General features: G+C 36.2%; 21 protein-coding genes and 1 other annotated feature. Of the genes, 19 read left to right on the top strand and 2 right to left on the bottom strand.

Going from position 1 to position 19,333, the window contains the following annotated elements; genetic code table 11:
- From rsfS to U8519_RS00565, 7 genes are all read left to right on the top strand, one after another.
- Positions 1-360, top strand: coding sequence for a ribosome silencing factor (gene rsfS, locus U8519_RS00535; RefSeq protein ID WP_334328379.1), 360 nt, complete (start codon positions 1-3; stop codon positions 358-360).
- Positions 357-1,085 carry a class I SAM-dependent methyltransferase gene (locus tag U8519_RS00540; RefSeq protein ID WP_334328380.1) on the top strand — a complete coding sequence of 243 codons (729 nt, stop codon included), beginning with the start codon at positions 357-359 and terminating at the stop codon, positions 1,083-1,085. The genes rsfS and U8519_RS00540 overlap by 4 nt, the downstream gene beginning before the upstream one ends.
- Before the next feature lie 8 nt (positions 1,086-1,093).
- Positions 1,094-2,197, top strand: a complete 1,104-nt coding sequence (locus tag U8519_RS00545; protein WP_334328381.1) for a nucleotidyltransferase — start codon at positions 1,094-1,096, stop codon at positions 2,195-2,197.
- Positions 2,197-2,754: a YceD family protein gene (locus tag U8519_RS00550; RefSeq protein WP_334328382.1), complete on the top strand. Its 558-nt coding sequence runs from the start codon at positions 2,197-2,199 to the stop codon at positions 2,752-2,754. The genes U8519_RS00545 and U8519_RS00550 overlap by 1 nt, the downstream gene beginning before the upstream one ends.
- Before the next feature lie 71 nt (positions 2,755-2,825).
- Entirely contained in the window at positions 2,826-4,247 is a 1,422-nt protein-coding gene (gndA, locus tag U8519_RS00555) for an NADP-dependent phosphogluconate dehydrogenase (RefSeq protein WP_334328383.1), read from the top strand.
- 328 nt (positions 4,248-4,575) lie between these two features.
- Positions 4,576-5,262 carry a response regulator transcription factor gene (locus U8519_RS00560; protein ID WP_334328384.1) on the top strand — a complete coding sequence of 229 codons (687 nt, stop codon included), beginning with the start codon at positions 4,576-4,578 and terminating at the stop codon, positions 5,260-5,262.
- Positions 5,259-6,395, top strand: coding sequence for a sensor histidine kinase (locus U8519_RS00565; RefSeq protein WP_334328385.1), 1,137 nt, complete (start codon positions 5,259-5,261; stop codon positions 6,393-6,395). The genes U8519_RS00560 and U8519_RS00565 overlap by 4 nt, the downstream gene beginning before the upstream one ends.
- Positions 6,396-6,418: 23 nt before the next feature.
- Here the strand turns inward: U8519_RS00565 and yidC are convergent, their stop codons facing one another.
- Positions 6,419-7,426: a membrane protein insertase YidC gene (gene yidC / locus U8519_RS00570; RefSeq protein WP_334328386.1), complete on the bottom strand. Its 1,008-nt coding sequence runs from the start codon at positions 7,424-7,426 to the stop codon at positions 6,419-6,421.
- A gap of 56 nt (positions 7,427-7,482) precedes the next feature.
- The gene (locus U8519_RS00575) at positions 7,483-7,758 is read right to left on the bottom strand and encodes an acylphosphatase (protein WP_334328387.1); all 276 of its coding nucleotides are present in this window, start codon (positions 7,756-7,758) and stop codon (positions 7,483-7,485) included.
- A 64-nt stretch (positions 7,759-7,822) separates the two neighbouring features.
- On the opposite strand from U8519_RS00575, the gene U8519_RS00580 reads away from it, so the two are divergent.
- From U8519_RS00580 to U8519_RS00635, 12 genes are all read left to right on the top strand, one after another.
- On the top strand, positions 7,823-8,584 hold the full coding sequence (locus tag U8519_RS00580; RefSeq protein ID WP_334328388.1) for a TrmH family RNA methyltransferase: 762 nt from the start codon (positions 7,823-7,825) through the stop codon (positions 8,582-8,584).
- A gap of 47 nt (positions 8,585-8,631) precedes the next feature.
- Positions 8,632-8,819, top strand: a binding site (T-box leader).
- A gap of 49 nt (positions 8,820-8,868) precedes the next feature.
- Positions 8,869-9,915, top strand: a complete 1,047-nt coding sequence (pheS, locus tag U8519_RS00585) for a phenylalanine--tRNA ligase subunit alpha (protein WP_334328389.1) — start codon at positions 8,869-8,871, stop codon at positions 9,913-9,915.
- Between the two features lie 4 nt (positions 9,916-9,919).
- Positions 9,920-12,349 (top strand): phenylalanine--tRNA ligase subunit beta, encoded by a 2,430-nt coding sequence (gene pheT, locus U8519_RS00590; protein WP_334328390.1) that lies wholly within the window; start codon positions 9,920-9,922, stop codon positions 12,347-12,349.
- Between the two features lie 54 nt (positions 12,350-12,403).
- A complete protein-coding gene (gene mltG / locus U8519_RS00595) occupies positions 12,404-13,555 on the top strand; it encodes an endolytic transglycosylase MltG (protein ID WP_334328391.1) in 1,152 nt (383 codons plus the stop codon).
- A gap of 99 nt (positions 13,556-13,654) precedes the next feature.
- Complete coding sequence (gene greA / locus U8519_RS00600) at positions 13,655-14,131, top strand: transcription elongation factor GreA (protein WP_334328392.1); 477 nt, start codon at positions 13,655-13,657, stop codon at positions 14,129-14,131.
- A gap of 54 nt (positions 14,132-14,185) precedes the next feature.
- Positions 14,186-14,482, top strand: coding sequence for a HesB/YadR/YfhF family protein (locus tag U8519_RS00605; RefSeq protein WP_334328393.1), 297 nt, complete (start codon positions 14,186-14,188; stop codon positions 14,480-14,482).
- Between the two features lie 28 nt (positions 14,483-14,510).
- On the top strand, positions 14,511-16,622 hold the full coding sequence (locus U8519_RS00610) for a peptidoglycan D,D-transpeptidase FtsI family protein (protein ID WP_334328394.1): 2,112 nt from the start codon (positions 14,511-14,513) through the stop codon (positions 16,620-16,622).
- Positions 16,623-16,713: 91 nt separating this feature from the next.
- Positions 16,714-16,863: a 50S ribosomal protein L33 gene (gene rpmG, locus U8519_RS00615; RefSeq protein ID WP_334328395.1), complete on the top strand. Its 150-nt coding sequence runs from the start codon at positions 16,714-16,716 to the stop codon at positions 16,861-16,863.
- Positions 16,864-16,910: 47 nt separating this feature from the next.
- Positions 16,911-17,468 (top strand): 5-formyltetrahydrofolate cyclo-ligase, encoded by a 558-nt coding sequence (locus U8519_RS00620; RefSeq protein ID WP_334328396.1) that lies wholly within the window; start codon positions 16,911-16,913, stop codon positions 17,466-17,468.
- On the top strand, positions 17,468-18,139 hold the full coding sequence (locus tag U8519_RS00625) for a rhomboid family intramembrane serine protease (RefSeq protein ID WP_334328397.1): 672 nt from the start codon (positions 17,468-17,470) through the stop codon (positions 18,137-18,139). Before U8519_RS00620 ends, U8519_RS00625 begins: the two co-directional genes overlap by 1 nt.
- Entirely contained in the window at positions 18,132-18,362 is a 231-nt protein-coding gene (locus U8519_RS00630; RefSeq protein ID WP_334328398.1) for a YqgQ family protein, read from the top strand. Before U8519_RS00625 ends, U8519_RS00630 begins: the two co-directional genes overlap by 8 nt.
- A complete protein-coding gene (locus U8519_RS00635; protein ID WP_334328399.1) occupies positions 18,359-19,321 on the top strand; it encodes an ROK family glucokinase in 963 nt (320 codons plus the stop codon). Before U8519_RS00630 ends, U8519_RS00635 begins: the two co-directional genes overlap by 4 nt.
- Positions 19,322-19,333 lie beyond the last annotated feature (12 nt).

The following is a 19,333-nucleotide window of genomic DNA, read 5'->3' on the forward strand; positions in this document are numbered from 1 at the left end:
TTGAACTCAAAGGAAATAATGGAAACAGCTGTAAAAGCAGCAGATAGCAAGCATGCTAATGACATTAATGTTTTAAAGATCAGTGAGTTAAGTATTATGGCAGATTATTTTGTCATTATGGATGCTAGTTCACAACGTCAAGTTGACGCTATTGTTCAAGAGATCTTGGACCAAATGGGCAAGAACAATGTTGATGTTGGTCATGTTGAAGGTAAGCGTGATTCTAAGTGGATTCTAATTGATTTACACGACGTTGTTATTCACGTCTTTGTTTCAGAAGAACGTGATTTCTATAATCTAGAAAAACTTTGGTCAGATGCACCAGAAGTTGACATTTCTAATTTGGTAACTGAAGAATGATCTATAATTCATTCGCATGTGTATACAGTGAATTAATGGATGATGATTTGTATAACGATTGGGCTAAGTATGTTGAGTTACGTGCTGGAAAGGCTAAGAATTTATTAGATGTTGCCTGTGGTACAGGTGATTTAACGATTTTATTAGCCAATCAATATGACGTTACAGGAACTGATTTGTCCGAAGAAATGTTGAAAATTGCTCAAGAAAAAGCTGATGCTGCGGGAGTTAAGATTCCATTCATTCAGAGTAATATGTTAGATTTATTTGAATTAGGTAATTATGATTTAATTACTTGTTTTGATGATTCTATTTGTTACTTGAAGGATGAAGATGAACTAGCGATTGCATTCAATCAAGCTTATGAGCATTTAAATGCCGGCGGAAAATATTTGTTCGATGCACATTCGTTGTATCAAATGGATGAAGTTTTCCCAGGTTATATGTTTAACCATAAAGAAGAGGATTCAGCTTTTATGTGGAGTAGTTTTGAAGGTGAACATCCACATAGTATTGAGCATGAGTTGACTTTCTTTGATTGGGACGACAAAATCGGTGGATACAAAGCTAATACTGAGATTCATCGTGAGAGAACTTACCCTATCACAACTTTTGTTTCGATTCTTGAAGATATTGGATTCAAGAATATCAAAGTAAGTGCTGATTTTGGCAAATCAGAGCCAAAACAAAATTCTAATCGCTGGTTCTTTGAAGCAGAGAAATAGAGGATTTTATGACAAAAATTTATGGATTTGTAGCTGAATTTAATCCGTTTCACAATGGTCATAAATTTTTTATTGATGAAATCAAAAAAAAATATCACCCTGACGTCTTAATTGCCGTAGTATCTGGCAATTTTGTACAGCGGGGTGATTTTGCCATTGTCGATAAATGGAGTCGTACTAAAGCGGCAATCAGTAGTGGAATAGATTTAGTAGTTGAGTTGCCATTTGCTTATGCGGTTGAACCGGCAAACTTGTTTGCTCGAGGAAGTATTAGTTTACTATATAAGTTGGGGATCGATACTTTAGTCTTTGGAACTGAAAATGATTTGGATTTCAAAGATATTGCTACACAACTGATGCAAGTCGACCCTGAGTTTGATCAAGATTACAGTAATTCATATGCAAATAATCTCAGTTTAGCTTATCAGAAAGCGGGATTAGACGTATTAAATTACCCTAATCAGCTGCTGGGATTGAATTACGTCGAAGAAATTATTCGATCTGGTTATAACATAGATGTCAAAACTGTGATACGTAAAAAAGATGGTATTAGTGCAACTAATATTAGAAACAGAATTACTAATGATGATGACATAAATAATTTGATTCCAAATATAACGCAACAACAATTTGCTGAGGTGAGAAGAAGTACTTGGGATGATTATTATGATTTTTTGAAGTATAAAATTCAAAGTAATACTGTCACAGAATTGCAACAAATTTATCAAATGGTTGAAGGCTTAGAATATAAATTTATAAAAGAAATTAATCATAGTGATAACTTTAATGATTTTTTAGCTAATATAAAATCAAAACGGTACACAATGGCTCGACTTAGAAGATTATCTTTATATACTTTATTGAATATTAAAAAATCTGAAATAGATTATGTCTATAAAAATCCTTATTTACGAATTTTAGGATTTGATTCAGTAGGTAAAAAATATTTAAATAATTTAAAAAAAGATACTGATGTTCCGTTGATCACACGTATTGGAAAAAAGGAAACGGATCTTTTGTCACTGGAACTAAAAGTTGATAGAATTAGAGAACTAGTTGATAATAAAGAACAAGATTTCGGAAGAATACCGATCATGAGAGGGGAAAATTAATGTTAAATTGGGATGTTCAAGATGTACGTAAGTACAAAGACAAACCCTTTGCTTTTAATGAAAATTTGGATCTAGAAAAAGAACTACAAGGACGTTCAGAGGATATTATTACGGCTGGAACTGCTAAAGTCGATGGTCAACTCTTCAACGATAACGGCTTAGTTATTTCAGATGTTAAAGTAGAGATCTCTGTAACTCTGCCTTCAACAAGAAGTTTAGATCCTGTAGAATTGCCAATGAAATTCAGGATCAATGAAGCTTATAATATCGACAACATCGATACTGAAGAATTGGATGAGAATACAGTTATCATTCCGATCGATGATGATAATCCAACGATTGATGTTTATAAGTCAATAATTGATAATATTTTGTTAAATATCCCTAGTCAAATTTTGACTGAGGATGAGGCAAATGGTAAGAATATGCCTTCAGGCAAGAACTGGGAAGTTATCTCAGAGGATGATTACCAAAAGCAAAAAGAGGACGACAAACAAGTTAATCCTGAATTTGCTAAATTAAAAAATTTATTTAAAGATAATAAGGAAAAGGAGTAGCTTTTATATACTCCTTTTTTATTTTTTTGTTATGATTAGTATGTTATGTAATAAAAGTTGGAGGTAAAAGTATGGCAAAACCACAAATTGGTGTTATTGGTATGGCTGTCATGGGTAAGAATTTGGCCCTAAATATTGAGAGTCGTGGTTATGATGTTGCGATTTATAACAGAACTGGTTCAAAGACTGAGGCTGTTGTTAAGGAACATCCTGATAAAAAATTATATCCAAGTTATACAATTGAGGACTTCGTAGAATCACTTGAGAAACCTCGTCGTATTCTTATGATGGTAAAGGCCGGAGCTGGTACTGATGCAGTTATCAACCAACTTATCCCTTTGCTTGATAAGGGTGATGTTTTGATCGATGGTGGTAATACATTCTTCGAAGATACTATTGCAAGAAATAAACGTCTAGATGAATCTGGTATTAACTTCATCGGAATGGGTGTATCAGGTGGTGAACTTGGTGCATTGAAGGGACCTTCATTGATGCCCGGTGGCCAAAAAGAAGCTTATGACTTGGTTGCTCCAATTTTGGAACAAATTTCAGCAAAAGCTGACGAAGATGGTGCACCATGTGTATCATATATTGGACCTAATGGTGCCGGTCACTATGTAAAGATGGTTCACAATGGTATTGAATACGGTGATATGGAATTGATCTCCGAGAGTTTCAACTTGTTGAAGCATTTGTACAACAATGACTTGAACAAAGTTGCTGATGTATTTAAGGACTGGAACAAGGGCGAACTTTCAAGTTACCTTATCGAAATCACAGCTGAAATTCTAACAAGAAAAGATGATGAAGGCAGTGATGACTTTATCGTTAATAAGATTATGGACAAGGCTGGTAATAAGGGAACTGGTAAGTGGAGTTCACAAAGTGCTCTTGAATTAGGAGTTCCTCAATCACTAATTACAGAAGCTGTATATTCACGTTACATTTCTGCATACAAAGACGAACGTGTGAAGGCAAGCAAGGTATTAGCTGGACCAACAAGTAAGCCTGATGTAAACGTTGATGAATTAGTTGAAAAGATCCGTAAAGCACTGTACTTCAGTAAGATCATGAGTTACGCTCAAGGATTTGCTCAAATGAAGGCTGCTTCAGATCACTATGACTGGGATCTACAATATGGTGAAATTGCACAGATCTGGCGTGCAGGATGCATTATCCGTGCCCAATTCTTACAAAAGATCACTGATGCCTATGACAAAGATTCAAAACTTGATAATCTATTGTTGAATGATTACTTCAAGGACATCGTTGACAAGTATCAATCTGCTGTTCGTGATGTTGTAAGTTACGCTGTTCAAGCAGGAATTCCTGTTTCTGGATTCATGTCAGCTGTAACATATTATGATCAATATCGTTCAGAAGTATTACCAGCTAACTTAGTACAAGCACAAAGAGACTACTTCGGTGCTCATACATATGAGAGAACTGATAAACCAGGTATTTTCCACTATACATGGTATGAAGAACAATAAAAATAAATTACGAAAAGTCGTGCTATCAAAGTTATTTTGATAGTATGGCTTTTTTATTTAATTAAAAATAAAAGTTTATTAAAATATATCAGTATTTTAATTAATTGTTTGATGTTACAGCCATTAAGCAGGGACTTATCTCGTAAATAATTTTTAATTTATTATATTTTTTGAACTAAATTGTATTATTTTTCATCTTAAAATAAAAAACTTGTCTTCTTTTAATTTTTGCTATATGTTAAAATCATTAGTGCATTGCCTTGAGAGGGCACAATCCACTTAATGAATTAAGTGATAATTAAAAAAATTTAATATATGGGAGAATAGTATGGCTAAGATACTTGTTATTGAAGACGAAGAAAACATGGCCAAGTTTGTTCAACTCGAACTTCAACATGAAAACTATGACGTAACTGTTGAACGGGATGGCCGAACAGGTCTTGATGCTGCATTAAGTGAAGAATGGGATTTAATTTTACTTGATCTTATGCTTCCAGAACTAAATGGTATTGAAGTTTGTCGTCGTGTTCGTCAAGAAAAGAACACACCAATCATTATGATGACAGCACGTGATTCTATCATTGATCGTGTTTCAGGACTGGATCACGGAGCCGATGATTATATTGTTAAACCATTTGCTATTGAAGAATTACTTGCTAGAATCCGTGCATTATTAAGACGTATCGATTTGGACATCGATGTTACTCGTAATAACGATCAAGTCTTGAAGTATAAGAACTTGGTGATCGACAAGACTACACAAACCTTGAAGCGTAACGGTGAAGTTATTGACTTAACTAGACGTGAATATGATCTATTGAGCGCTTTGATGGAAAATGTTGGCACAGTTTTGAGTCGAGATGACTTACTTGAACGTGTTTGGGGTACTGGCAGTAGCACAGAAACAAACGTTGTCGATGTTTATATTAAGTATTTGAGAAATAAGATCGATCGTGGCGGAGCTCCTAGTTATATTTCTACCGTTCGTGGTAAAGGTTACGTGATGCGTCGATGAGGATATCTATACGTTTTAAATGGACTGCCATGATCTCCATCGTTATTTTAGCTGCTTATATCGTTGTAGCTACTTTAGCAATGCACACCGTTGATAAGGTTGCCACACCGGAGGTAATACACGTCTTTAATACTAGATTGATCATTGGCGGTATTATCGTATTCTTAGTCGGTGTTGCAGTCAGCTTTTTTGCTGTGACGCAAGTTTTGAATAATATCAAAGTTATTAACAAAACAATCGATGCTTTGAATAAGAAACCTGATTCTGATTCTCGAATCAAGATTCGTAAGCGAAACGATGAAATTTATGATTTGACAGTTAATATCAATAAAATGCTTGATCGAATGCAAGCTTATACTAATCAACAAAAAGAATTCGTGGAAGATGTTTCTCATGAATTGAGAACCCCAGTTGCTGTGTTAGAGGGTCACCTCAGCATGTTACAACGTTGGGGTAAAGATGATCCTGAGGTTTTGAATGACTCGATCAATTCTTCGTTGCAAGAATTGAAACGTATGCAATCCTTGATTCAAGAAATGCTTGACCTGACTAGAGTTGAGCAGATTGATAGTGATTATCTTGATCAAACTACGGAAGTAAAGCCACTGTTCACACAAGTATATAATGATTTCAAAATGCTTCATTCCGACTTTGTCATTAATTTTGATGATGATATTAGGGATGGTAGTGTTGTTAAGATATACCGAAACCACTTGGAACAAGTATTAGTCATCCTATTGGATAATGCCTTTAAGTATTCTGCGGATCGAAAAGAGATAAGTTTGTCAGCATCAACTAATTCAGAAGTTTTAGAAATTGCTGTTCAAGATTATGGCCTAGGAATCGCCAAAAATGACGTTAAACGGATTTTTAACCGTTTTTATAGAGTTGACAAGGCACGTTCTAGAAAGCGTGGAGGAAACGGTCTAGGGCTTTCTATCGCCAAAAGATTGATTGAGATCTACCACGGAACACTCGAAGTAGAAAGTGTCGTAGGTTCTGGCACGGTCTTTAGAATTGAATTACCATTGTTGCAAGATCAAAATGATGAGAATGATTCAGAAGAAAAAGCTAAATCTCGTTCTAAAAAGAAACGAATTGAAGCAAAACAAAAAGATGATTCAAAGTCCTAATGGATTTTGAATCATCTTTTTTGTTATTTCTTAGATCTGTTTTGCTTTCCTTTGTTCAATTCACGAATACTCTTATGTAGTTCATGTGAATCTTCATCTCCGTCGTCAACAGTAGCGGCAGAAGAGGACTTATTTGATGATGCAGCAGTTGTTGCAGAACCAAGGATCTTGTTCAATGATTCTTCAGTAACAACGACAGTAACAGGATTGTTCTTCAATCTTTCATCAGCTTCACGTTTGATCTTAGGCATGATGATGTAATTTGTGATCAATTGTTGAATAACAATTATGATACCACCAACTAGGAAGTACAATGCTAGAGCAGCAGATGAAATCATTGAGATAAAGAATGTCATCATAGGACTCATCAATAGCATTGTTTGCATTTGTTTTCTTTGTTCTTTAGGAACGATCTGTAGTGACATATAACCTTGAACAACGTAGAACAATGTGGCGATGATAGTAATAACCATACTTGATTTACCAAGTGGGATCGATAGGAATGTAGCAGCACCAATTTCTTTAGAATATTGTACGGCTTGATAAATACCGATCAGTACTGGCATTTGAAGAAGTAATGGCAAGCATCCAAGTCCACCAGTTAAACTCAAGTCGTTCTTTTTATAAACTTCCATCATTAAACTGCTGATCTTTTGTTGTGTAGCTGGATCTTTAGCTTCTTTTTGCTTTTCTTGAATTAATTTCAATTGTGGTTGAACAGCACGCATTTTTTCTTGTTGAGCTGTTGACTTGTATTGTTGATTCAAGGAAAGTGGCAATAGAACTAAGCGAACTACGAAGGAAATAATAATGATTCCCCATGCATAAGCATTAGTGCCACCAATAGCTTTAGCAGTAGCTAGGATCAAGTTTTGGAACGGAGTACCGATCCACTTGTAAATAACCCCGTAAGGTCCGCTGGTTGGAGCGTGCAAGTTAGCACCAGTTTGTTGAGCACAACCAGTAATAACTAGCGACAGGACTACCACGAGTGATAGCACTGATATATATTTGACAAATTTTTTATTCACTTATAAACCACCCTTTTAGTCATATAAAAGTAATATACGTTAAGTTAATTGACGTTTCAACCGATGACGCTGAATTTTTGATAAGATTTAATGTCATCTGAAAAAGTATAGTCCATTTTGTCAACCTTGCCAAAGGGTGAAGGCGAAGCCTTAACTTTACTTAAAAAAATATATAATATTCGTTCGTCAGCTTCAGCTTCAATCGAAACCGAGCCATCCATTTCATTCTCTACAGTTCCAACTACTCCCATTTGAGTGGCTAATTGAAATACGGAATAACGAAATCCAACCCCTTGAACTAAGCCCGAAACATTAATGGAAAGATGCTTCATACGTATCACCTCAATCTTTGAATATGTTAACATTATATAATAGAAAACAAGAGGGATGAATCTAATGAAATATATTGAATCTAAAAAGAATGACGAAATTAAGCAACTGGCTAAACTTTCCGCAACTAAAAACATTAAAAAAACCGGTACATATTTGATCGAAGGATTTCATTTGGTACGTGAAGCAGATGCCAACGATCAAAGAATCGTTAAGCTATACGTTACCGAAAAAAACGAAAATGATCGTTTAGCTAAGAAATATCATGATATTACTACGGGAATTTCTGATGACGTTGCACAATCACTCTCAGAAACTAAAACTCCTCAAGGAATTTTTGCAGTAGTTAAGGTGCAAGAAAATGATGATTTAACAGAGATGAAAGGTCAATGGGTAATCTTAGATGACGTTCAAGATCCTGGCAATGTCGGTACGATTGTTCGTACTGCTGATGCTGCAAGATATGCCGGTGTGATCACAAGCTTGAACTCAGCTGACTTCTACCAACCTAAAGTACAAAGATCAATGCAAGGTAGTCAATTCCACTTGCCAATTTATCGAATGGATTTACAAAAAGCTATCGAAATGGCTAAAGATTCAGGACTAAAAGTCTATGGATCAGAAGTAAATGACAAGGCAATGCCATATAACAAGTTAGACAAAGTGAATGACTTTGCGCTAGTTATGGGTAATGAAGCTCATGGATTGAGTGCAGACATCTTGTCAGTTACAGATCAAAATATTTATATTCCTATCTTGGGAAAAGCTGAATCTCTTAATGTAGCAGTTGCCGCAGGTATCCTAATGTACGGATTAAAAACTATTTAAAACTTGCGAAAGTTTAGAACTTTTGTATAATCGATATATATAATATTTGAAAAACAATGACGAAAAATAGTAATTACGGAGTTTATTTCAGAAACGGCTGTTTGCTGAGAAGGCCTAATGAACGAAGTAACGAATTCACTTTCTGAGTTTTAAAGCTTGGTTTACTATATAAAACCCTTGAGTGCATGTCTATTTGACATGAACTAGGGTGGTACCGCGAGTCCTCGTCCCTTTTATGGAACGAGGACTTTTTTTATTTAGAATTATTTTAGGAGGAACAACGGATGTCATTAAATGATAAATTAAAAGACTTACGTGCTAGTGGTATCGATGATGCTAAGCGTGCTGAAAAAATTCAAGAATTAAATGACTTAAGAGTTAACTTGTTAGGTAAGAAGGGTCCAATTACGAAGGCACTTCGAGGAATGAAAGATGTTCCTGTTGAAGAGCGTCCTGAGATCGGAACTCTTGCTAATAACGTTAAAAAAGATATTCAAGCTGCTATTGAGGAGAAAATGGCAGAATTGAATCGTAAAATGGTTGCTAAGAAATTGGAAGAAGAAACGATCGATGTGACACTTCCTGCACAACCTAGACCTTATGGTACTAAGCATATTTTGAACCAAACAATCGAAGACATCGAAGAATTCTTCATTGGCTTAGGTTATCGTGTTGATGCTGGTCACGAAGTTGAAGAAGATCATTATAACTTCGAACGTCTAAACATCCCTCAGAATCACCCAGCACGTGATATGCAAGATACATTCTATCTGACAGATGAATTATTGATGCGTACACAAACTTCCGCTCAAGAAGGACGTGACATGGAAGCTCACGACTTTTCAAAGGGACCGCTAAAGGTTATCTCACCAGGTGTCGTTTATCGTCGTGATGATGACGATGCAACTCACTCACATCAATTCCATCAAATTGAAGGTTTGGTAGTTGATAAGAATGTTTCAATGGCTGACTTGAAGGGTACACTTGAAGCTCTTTGTCGTCACGTCTTCGGCGCAGATCGTGAGATCCGCTTCCGTCCTAGTTACTTCCCATTCACTGAACCAAGTGTTGAAGTAGATGTTTCATGTTTCAATTGTGGTGGTGAAGGTTGTCGTATTTGTAAATATACTGGTTGGATCGAAGTATTAGGTGCTGGACTAAGTCATCCTAATGTACTTGAAATGTCCGGAATTGACTCAACTGTTTATAGTGGTATGGCTTTTGGCCTTGGACCAGAGAGATTTGCAATGTTGAAGTACGGTGTCAATGATATTCGTGATTTCTACTTGAATGACGTAAGATTCCTAGAACAATTCAAAGGAGTAAATTAAAACAATGAAAATTTCTGTTAATTGGTTAAAAGAATACATCCCGGTTGAACACACCGTTGAGGAAATGGCTGACAAGATTTCATTGACTGGTATTGAATCAAGCCCGGTCCATAATGGTGAGGGTTTGGACAAGTTAGTAGTAGGACACATTACAAGTATCAAGCCGCATCCAGACTCAGATCATTTGAACATTACAACTGTCGATGTTGGTGAAGATGACGACATTCAAATCGTCTGTGGTGCACCTAATGTTGCGAATGACCAATACGTTATTGTTGCATTGCACGGTGCCCATTTGCCAGAAGGCAAACGTATTAAACGTGGAAAGATCCGTGGACAAGAATCAAATGGGATGATCTGTGGATTAGATGAGATCGGTGTCCCTACAAAGTATGTCCCAGAAGCTTATCACAACGGAATCTATGTATTCCCAGAAGTAGTTGCTCCTGGTACTGATGCTCTAACTGCACTTGGTTTAGATGATGATATGGTTGATCTTGATATTACACCTAATCGTGCTGATACTTTAGGGATGCGTGGTGCTGCTTGGGAAATCGGTGCTACTTATGACGAGAAGCCTAAGTTTACTAAGCCAACGATCGATGAATCAAAAGTTGTTGATGCCAATGACTTAACTTTGAATATTGAGAATAAAGACTTAGTTCCTGACTTTTTGGTTAGAACATTGAAGAATGTTACAGTTGGTGAAAGTCCTCTTTGGATGCAACGTCGTTTGTGGAATCAGAATATTCAACCAGTGAACAATGTTATTGATGCTGCTAATTACGTTATGATCGAATACGGTCAACCAATCCAAGCTTATGATCTTGATAAGCTTGAAACAAAGCAAATTACAGTTCGTAATGCTAAGTCTGGTGAGAAGTTCTCAACTGAATTAAATAACCAAGACGACGAAGAAAATACTAATACTGTTTTGAATAAGAACGATTTAGTTGTTGCTTCAGGTGATCAGATCCTAGGACTTGCTGGTGTTGCTGGCGGAGTCAGTGCTCGTGTTACTAATGAAACTAAGAACATTGTTCTAGAGAGCGCGGTTTTTGACGGTACATCTGTCAGAAAAGCTGCTCAAAGACACGACCTTCGTGGGGATGCTTCAAACAGATTTGAAAAAGGTGTTGACAATGGTGCCGTTTCTGAAGCACTGATTCGTGCCACACAATTAGTTGATGATAATGCACACGCAAGTGAAATTTCTGACGAATTAGTTGGTATTGCTACAGAAGCCAAGCCAACAGTTATCAAAGGTAAGATCTCTCATATCAATCACTTGATGGGAATTGAACTATCTTCAGATGAAATAATGGGAATCTTTGATCAACTTGGCTTCACTGCAGAATTGGATAATGATGATGTTACTGTAACCATTCCTACTAGACGTTGGGATATGAGTATCGAAGCTGACCTAGTAGAAGAAGTTATCCGTATGCATGGTTACGAGAACTTGAAAGGTACTTTGCCAGCAGGAATGGAAACAGCTGGAGGCTATTCACCTAAGCGTGAGTTCAGCAATAAATTGCGTAATATTTTGTTAGGTCAAGGAATGGATGAAGTTACTAACTTCTCGTTGATGAACAAAAAAGAAGCCGAAGACTTCAATGTCATTGCTTCTAATTACACAAAACTATTGCATCCTATGACAGAAGATCATGAATATTTAAGAACTAGTTTGATTCCAGGTCTAATTAATAATGTTGCCTATAATCAAGCTAGAAACAATAATGACATTAGTATTTTTGAACAAGCTAGAATCTTCAATCGACTTGATGGTGTTGACCGTCCTGAAGAAGTAGAATACATTGCTGGTGCTATCAGTGGTAACATTGCCCTCGATTCATGGAATACCGAAGCTAAAAAAGTCGATTTCTATGATGTAAAAGGTATCGTTGAAGAATTGTTATCATTTACTAATATTGATGCTAACTTTGAATATCAAGCAACAGATGAAATTTCAAACTTGCATCCTGGTCAAACTGCTGAAATAATAGCAGATGGACAATCCGTTGGTTTTATTGGTAAACTACATCCAGACTATCAAGAAGAACATAGTATTGATGAAACATTTGTATTTGAATTAAACGTTGACAGACTATTTGGTATGCAAAAACGCAATGTTCAAGCTAAGACTGCGCCTAAGTATCCAAGTATCAGTCGTGACTTAGCAATTTTGGTAAATAAAGACGTTGAGAATGGTTCAATTATTAAAGATATCTTTAATAATGGTGGCAAATACCTGATTGATGTTAATATTTTTGATGTATACCAAGGTGTAAATATCAAGCCAAATCACAAGTCACTCGGTTATCACTTAGTGTTCCAAAATCCTGAAGACACATTGACAGATGACACCGTTGAAAAAGCTTTTGATGTTGTAAAAGCCAGTTTAGTTCAAAAATTTAATGTAGAAATTAGATAATTGTGTTCAAACTAATGGTATAATTCTAATTAAATTAACTCGGGAGGCTGTGTCTTGAGCCAAAAGGATGAAAAAAAAGAAGCATTAAAACAAGAGTCTGAGGAAAAAATTCAGACTCGTGCTAGAGAGCGCTCAGTCGCAAATCACATTGCGTACTGGGTCGTGGGTGTTATCGCAGTCTTAGCTGTGGTTGTAGCTATTATCGGTTTTAATTATGTAAATAGCTCAATGCAGCCTTATGATTCAAGTAGTAAGACAGATGTTGTGGTAAGAGTTCCGATAGGATCATCTAGCAAAGAAATTGCCAAGCAGTTGGAACAAGATAAAGTTATCAAAAGTGCAGCTGTTTTCAATTTTTATATCAAAGCGCAGAATTATACTGATTTTCAAGCTGGATATTATAAGTTCAAGCAATCAATGTCACTGAGTGAAGTTGTTAAACAGCTTCAAAAGGGTGGTAGCGCCGAACCAACAGGTACCGCACCTAACACAGTCTTAGTTCGTGAAGGTGTCACGATCGAGCAGATCGGTGATCAAATTCAAAAGAGTACTAGTTTCAAGAAGAAGGACTTCTTGAAGTTGATGAAGAATAAGAGCTATCTGAAGTCACTTCAAAAGAAATATCCTGAATTACTAGATTCTACAATGGAAAAGAAGAATGTTAGATACCATCTTGAAGGGTACTTATTCCCAGCTACTTATGGTGTGTATAAAGGCTTGACCTTGAGAGAACTTGTTGACCAAATGGTTCAAAAAGAAAATCAAGAAATGCAGTCTTATTATGCTACTATCAAGGAAAAGGGACTTACCGTTCAACAAGTACTTACATTAGCATCATTGGTTGAACGTGAAGGTGTTACTAACAAAGATCGTAGAAAGATTGCAGGTGTATTCTTTAATCGTATAGATATTAATATGCCTATTCAATCAGATATTTCTGTTATGTACGCCTTGAACAAACACAAGACTAAATTGACTTATAAAGACATCGCTGTTGATTCTCCTTATAACTTGTATAAAGAGAATTCTGGATATGGACCTGGACCATTCAATCAACCTAGTTTACAATCGATTGAGGCGGTACTAAATCCGGCAGACAGAGATCAAGACTACTTGTACTTTGTTGCTAACTTGAAGACTGGAAAAGTTTACTACTCACATACTCTTTCAGAGCATGAAGCAAAGAATTCTTCTCTAGGACAATAGTTAAAAATTGTATATAATAGCAAATGTCATCTAATCTAACGGTTAGATGACATTTTGAGATTAAAATAATAAAGATTATAAAAAGTGAGGATTTTAAAAATGGCAGAAAAAAGTTACCCAATGACAGCAGAAGGTAAGAAAAAACTAGAAGCAGAACTAGAAGATCTAAAGAAGGTTAAACGTCCAGAAGTTATTAATCGTATTAAGATTGCTAGAAGTTTTGGTGATTTATCAGAAAACTCAGAATATTCATCAGCTAAAGATGAACAAAGTGTTGTTGAATCACGTATTTCACAAGTTATCGAAATGCTTCAATATGCTAATGTTGTTGATACTGATGAAATTGCCCATGATGAAGTTTCAGTTGGTAAAAAAGTTACAGTTCAAGAAGAGGGTGAAGATCCTGATGTCTACACAATTGTAGGTTCAGCTGAATCAGATCCAGATGCAGGTAAGATTTCAAATGATTCACCAATTGCTAAAGCTTTAATGGGCAAACACGTCGGTGATCTAGTTACAGTTGAAACTCCTGTTGGTAGTTATGACATCACTATCAAAGCCGTAGAAGTTGCATAGTGCAACCGTTTTCTGCTATGTTTATTTCATACGTTGAATGAGGTGGACAGGAAAATGAAAATTGAATTGACAGAAAAAGCACAAAAATGGTTCAAAGATGAGTTGGACTTAGTACCCGGTGATGGTGTACATTTCTATGGTAAGGTATATGGCAAGACAATGGTTCACGATGGATTTTCTATTGCAATGCGTAAGGAAAAACCTGTTAAGCCAGAGTCAAGTACAGTTATTGATGGAATTACTTATTACATTACTGATGCCGATACTTGGTTCTTTGCCCGTTATGATCTAGAGGTTGAATATGACCCTGATCTAGATGGACCTAAATATATTTTTAAATCTAATGAATAATGCTTTATAGTATTTTGAAGGGAAACCTATGAGAAGAGTACTGGATATAATAAAGAAAAGAACAGGTAGTCAAGCTAAGTCTACTATCCCATTCCGACTAAACCTGCTTTTTTTTATTGTCTTTGCCTTGTTTGCTTTGCTGGTAGCTCAATTAGCCTATTTACAAATTGTTTATGGCGGTAAGTTTGAAGCTGAAGTAGATCGAACAGATAAGACAGTAATGACAGGAAGCGTACCACGTGGGATGATTTATGATTCAAAGGGACGCTTGTTAGTAGGTAACTCGACTGAAAATGCAATTACTTATACTAAGAGTTCTGGAGTCAAATCTAGTGATATTTATACGATCGTTAATCGATTGACTAAATATGTCTCGATTGAAAAGGAAAATTTGTCAGATCGTGATAAGGCTGACTATATTTTAGCGGCTCCAGGAAAAGAAGCAAAAGTTGCTAAACAAATGCCCAAATCTTGGCGAGTAGATTCAAATGGTGATGCATTAAGTAACACCAAGATCTATAACAACGAGATTAAGTATCTTGAAAAGATGGGGATGCATCTGAGTGATGCTGAACTATCTAAAGCAACCCTTTTTAAGAAAATGAGTGCCGCCTATTCATTATCAACGGTCTTTTTGAAGGATAAAAATTTAACTTCCAAAGAAATTGCTGAAGTAAGTGAGCATTTGACGGAACTGCCTGGTATCAGTATTGGTACTAACTGGAATCGTGAATACCCTCAAGGTAAGTCGATCGCCAGTATCATTGGTGGTGTATCAACAGAGCAGCAAGGTATTCCTGACGATGAGTTGAATACGATGTTAGCTTATGGATACTCACGTAATGATCGTGTTGGTACTAGTTACTTGGAGAAGAGTTACGAAACAATTCTTTCTGGTACTAAGAGTGAGCGTGAAGTTCAAATAGGTTCTGGTAATCAAATTAAAAAGAGTAAGTTAGTTTACAGTGGTCAAAAAGGTGGAAACCTTAACTTGACTATTGATTCTAAGTTCCAGAAAAAAGTACAAAATGCATTAACAACACAGTATTCAGCTGCCCAAGCAGCCGGAATTACTCAATATTCTGATGGTGCATACGTTGTGGTTGAGAATCCTAAAACTGGTGCTATTTTAGCAATGGCTGGTATCAGAAATGATCCGCAAACTGGTAAAACTTCAGAAGATGCGTTAGGTGTTATCAATCGAACCTTTGTTATGGGTTCTGCTGTCAAGGGTGCCACTGTTTTAGGTGCTTTGATGGATGGAGTAATTACACCAACAAATAATACTTTGGCTGATAACCCTATTTATTTGCCAGGTAGTGCAGTTAAGAAGTCTGTTTACCCAATCGGTACGTATAGCAGTATGAACGCTGAAAAAGCTCTAGAAGTGTCTTCTAATGAGTATATGATGGCATTGGCGATGAAAGAAGCTAATGCTAAATACGTTCCCAAGGTATCAATGACAATGGATCCTAATATCTTCTCTATCATGAGAGGGTATTTCAACCAATTCGGTTTGGGTGTTAAGACAGGAATCGATGTTGCTGGAGAGACTGCTGGTATCGAAGGTACAACTAGAAACAGTCAAGGACAATTGAAGACTGGTTCGGCACTGGATTTAGCATACGGAAACTACGATTCATACACTTTGATTGAAATGGCCCAATATATCTCAACTATCGCTAATGGTGGGTATAGATTGAAACCATACTTGGTACAATCAATTCAAAAGACTAAGAATGATGGTACTAAGGGAGCACTAGAATCAGTTACAACACCGACTGTCTTGAATAAGGTTGGATTTACTCAGGCTGATTTGAATGTTGTTAGAAAAGGTATGTATAATGCGGTTCACGGTTCTGACTATTGGACAACTGCCACAAGATTGAAGGATCTATCTCCAGCGGTTGCAGCAAAGACTGGTACTGCCCAATCCTTCTACTACAATCCTGATGATCCTGATAATCAAGATCCACCAGAAACAATTACTACTAGTTTAGTGTCATTTGGACCTTACGATGATCCTAATATTTCAATGGCAATCGTATTTCCTAACTTGACTAGTGAATCTGGTAGTTACCCACAATTAGTTGCAAAACAGATCTATACAGATTACTATAAAATGACTGGTCAAAGTTAATCGAAAATTAACACTTTAAAAATGTTGATAATAATGGTATATTTGACTAGTTGAATTTTAGTTAAGCATTATATGAAAGGATGTTCCAAACATGAGAGTAAATATAACAATGGAATGTACATCATGCCATGAACGTACATATCTAACAAGCAAAAGCAAGCGTAACGACCCTGATCGTCTAGAACTTAAAAAATATTGCCCACGTGAGCGTGTTGTTACATTGCATCGCGAAACAAAATAAACAACAGGTAAAATTCCTGTTGTTTTTTTTTACTAGGGAGGTAACTTTTGGATAAAGTCAGCTTCAGAAAAAAACAACTCGACATCATGGAAGAATTCATGAAGTCGGATCAAGCACAAAAAGAAATCAATGAAGTCTATTCAAAATTATTTGATGATAATGATTTTAAAGCTGCTCAGAGTATTGGTATTACCTTGAGTATGGGAAGTGAAATTCCTACTTTTCCGATCATTAAAGAATGTTGGGATTTAGGTAAGGAAGTTTACATTCCAAAAACTTTTAAAGATTATTCGATGACATTCGTAAGGTATACAAAAGATACTGAATTAGAAACTAGTTCATTTGGTGTTAGAGAGCCGAAAGATTATCAGACTGATGTTTTGAATCCACCGGAACTAATTATTGCACCGGGATTAGCATTTTCAGAAGATAAAAAAGCTCGCCTAGGATTTGGAGCGGGATATTATGATCGATATCTAGCTTTGTATCCTACTAAGACCGTGGCTCTGGCATTATCACGTCAGTATTATCTTCAAACACAATGGCCTGTTTATGTGTTGGATAAACCAATAGACCATATTATTTCTGTGGCAAAGGATTCATAGTGAGTTATAGGCAAGAAAAACCATATGTAACTTGGTTTTTGCTGATTTTGACACTTGGTGTTTTTGCAGCAGAGACGCTTTCAGGTGGTTCTCAAAATATTAATACATTATTGATTTTTGGTGCTAAGACTAATAATTTAGTTCAAGAAGGTCAATGGTGGAGATTGATTACACCAATGTTTGTGCATATTGGTGTTTTGCATATTTTGATGAATGGATTTTCGATATATTACGTTGGTCAGATATTAGAACCCATGGTTGGCCATGTGCGATTTGCCGTTATTTATTTTTTAAGTGGAATAATGGGAAATCTTGCTAGTTTCGCTTTTGGATCTAATAATGCTATTTCTGCTGGTGCCAGTACCTCATTATTCGGATTGTTCGCAGCCTTCTTAGCTTTGGCTGTTATTTACAAAGAGAATAGATTCTTGGGTGAGTTAGGTAAGAGCTTTTTGGCTTTGATCGTGATCAACTTGGCGTTGGATCTAACGATGTCTGGCATTGATATTTGGGGTCACATTGGTGGTGCGATTGGAGGATTTCTGGTTGGGCTAGCATTAGGACTACCTGGTATCAAGCGTCCAAAGACTATTTTTAGAATACTTGCTCTAGTAATTATTGCCGCTATTTCTTATTATATGTATATAAGGGGTATGGTAGTCTATGGATGAAATGAGCTTTAGAACCCTCTATGATGTACAACAATTACTCAAGAAGTTTGGTACCTTCGTTCACTTAGGTAAGAGAATGTGGGATATTGAACTGATGTCGATTGAAGTAAAACGATTGTACGAAAATGGAATGATTGAGAAAAAAACTTTTATTAATGCTCAAATGGTCTTGAAGGCTGAGCATAGAAAAGAAGAAAAAAAAGAAAAGGAAAGATCAAAGTGACAGATAAGAAATTAATCGGTGTTGACCTTGGTGGTACAACAATTAAATTTGCAATTTTAACTGCTGAAGGAGATATTCAACAAAAATGGAGTATTGAAACAAATATTCTATCTGATGGTCAATTAATTATTCCTGATATTATTGATTCTATTAATCATCATCTTAAGATGTATGATATGAAAGCTGATCAATTCAGCGGTATTGGTTTAGGTTCACCTGGTACTATCAATTTCAAAGAAGGTACTATTAAAGGTGCATTTAACTTGAATTGGACTGATGCTGTTTATCCAGTCCGTGATATTGAAGCTGGTACAGGTATTCCTGTAACTATCGAAAATGATGCCAATGTTGCTGCACTTGGTGAAAGATGGAAGGGTGCAGGTAACAATGCTGATGACGTTGTCTTTGTAACTCTTGGTACTGGTGTTGGTGGTGGTATCATCGCTAATGGACAATTGTTGCATGGTGCTAATGGAGCTGCCGGTGAAATTGGACATGTTACTGTTGATCCGCATGGATTCATGTGTACTTGTGGTAAGAGAGGTTGTCTTGAAACAATCGCTTCTGCTACTGGTATCGTTCATGTTGCCAGAGATCGTGCATCTGAATACGCTGGTGATTCAGAATTGAAGGCTATGCTTGATGATGGTCAAGATATTTCAGCTAAGGATGTATTTGATTTGGCTAAGACAGGTGATGATCTTGCAATAATCGTTGCTGATTATGTTTGTGATTCATTAGGATTTGCTTTGGCAAATATTGCTAACTCATTGAATCCTAAGTATGTTGTTATCGGTGGCGGTGTTTCAGCTGCGGGTGATTTCTTATTGAACAAGGTTGAAAAAGCTATGCGTGCTAATGAGTTCGCAACTATTAAGGATTCAACCGAAGTTAGATTAGCAAGTCTTGGTAATGGTGCTGGTGTTATCGGCGCTGCATCATTGATCAAAGTTGATTAAAAGTTAGTTAGG

It is taken from the genome of Companilactobacillus sp. HBUAS59699, from assembly GCF_036913575.1.
GTDB lineage: Bacteria > Bacillota > Bacilli > Lactobacillales > Lactobacillaceae > Companilactobacillus.

What these genes read in the sequence shown, in the direction of transcription:
- U8519_RS00540 (WP_334328380.1), top strand. Translation starts at nt 357, where the DNA reads ATGATCTATAATTCATTCGCATGTGTATACAGTGAATTAATGGATGAT.
- U8519_RS00545 (WP_334328381.1), top strand. Translation starts at nt 1,094, where the DNA reads ATGACAAAAATTTATGGATTTGTAGCTGAATTTAATCCGTTTCACAAT.
- U8519_RS00550 (WP_334328382.1), top strand. Translation starts at nt 2,197, where the DNA reads ATGTTAAATTGGGATGTTCAAGATGTACGTAAGTACAAAGACAAACCC.
- gndA (WP_334328383.1), top strand. Translation starts at nt 2,826, where the DNA reads ATGGCAAAACCACAAATTGGTGTTATTGGTATGGCTGTCATGGGTAAG.
- U8519_RS00560 (WP_334328384.1), top strand. Translation starts at nt 4,576, where the DNA reads ATGGCTAAGATACTTGTTATTGAAGACGAAGAAAACATGGCCAAGTTT.
- U8519_RS00565 (WP_334328385.1), top strand. Translation starts at nt 5,259, where the DNA reads ATGAGGATATCTATACGTTTTAAATGGACTGCCATGATCTCCATCGTT.
- U8519_RS00575 (WP_334328387.1), bottom strand. Translation starts at nt 7,758, where the DNA reads ATGAAGCATCTTTCCATTAATGTTTCGGGCTTAGTTCAAGGGGTTGGA.
- U8519_RS00580 (WP_334328388.1), top strand. Translation starts at nt 7,823, where the DNA reads ATGAAATATATTGAATCTAAAAAGAATGACGAAATTAAGCAACTGGCT.
- pheS (WP_334328389.1), top strand. Translation starts at nt 8,869, where the DNA reads ATGTCATTAAATGATAAATTAAAAGACTTACGTGCTAGTGGTATCGAT.
- pheT (WP_334328390.1), top strand. Translation starts at nt 9,920, where the DNA reads ATGAAAATTTCTGTTAATTGGTTAAAAGAATACATCCCGGTTGAACAC.
- greA (WP_334328392.1), top strand. Translation starts at nt 13,655, where the DNA reads ATGGCAGAAAAAAGTTACCCAATGACAGCAGAAGGTAAGAAAAAACTA.
- U8519_RS00605 (WP_334328393.1), top strand. Translation starts at nt 14,186, where the DNA reads ATGAAAATTGAATTGACAGAAAAAGCACAAAAATGGTTCAAAGATGAG.
- U8519_RS00610 (WP_334328394.1), top strand. Translation starts at nt 14,511, where the DNA reads ATGAGAAGAGTACTGGATATAATAAAGAAAAGAACAGGTAGTCAAGCT.
- rpmG (WP_334328395.1), top strand. Translation starts at nt 16,714, where the DNA reads ATGAGAGTAAATATAACAATGGAATGTACATCATGCCATGAACGTACA.
- U8519_RS00630 (WP_334328398.1), top strand. Translation starts at nt 18,132, where the DNA reads ATGGATGAAATGAGCTTTAGAACCCTCTATGATGTACAACAATTACTC.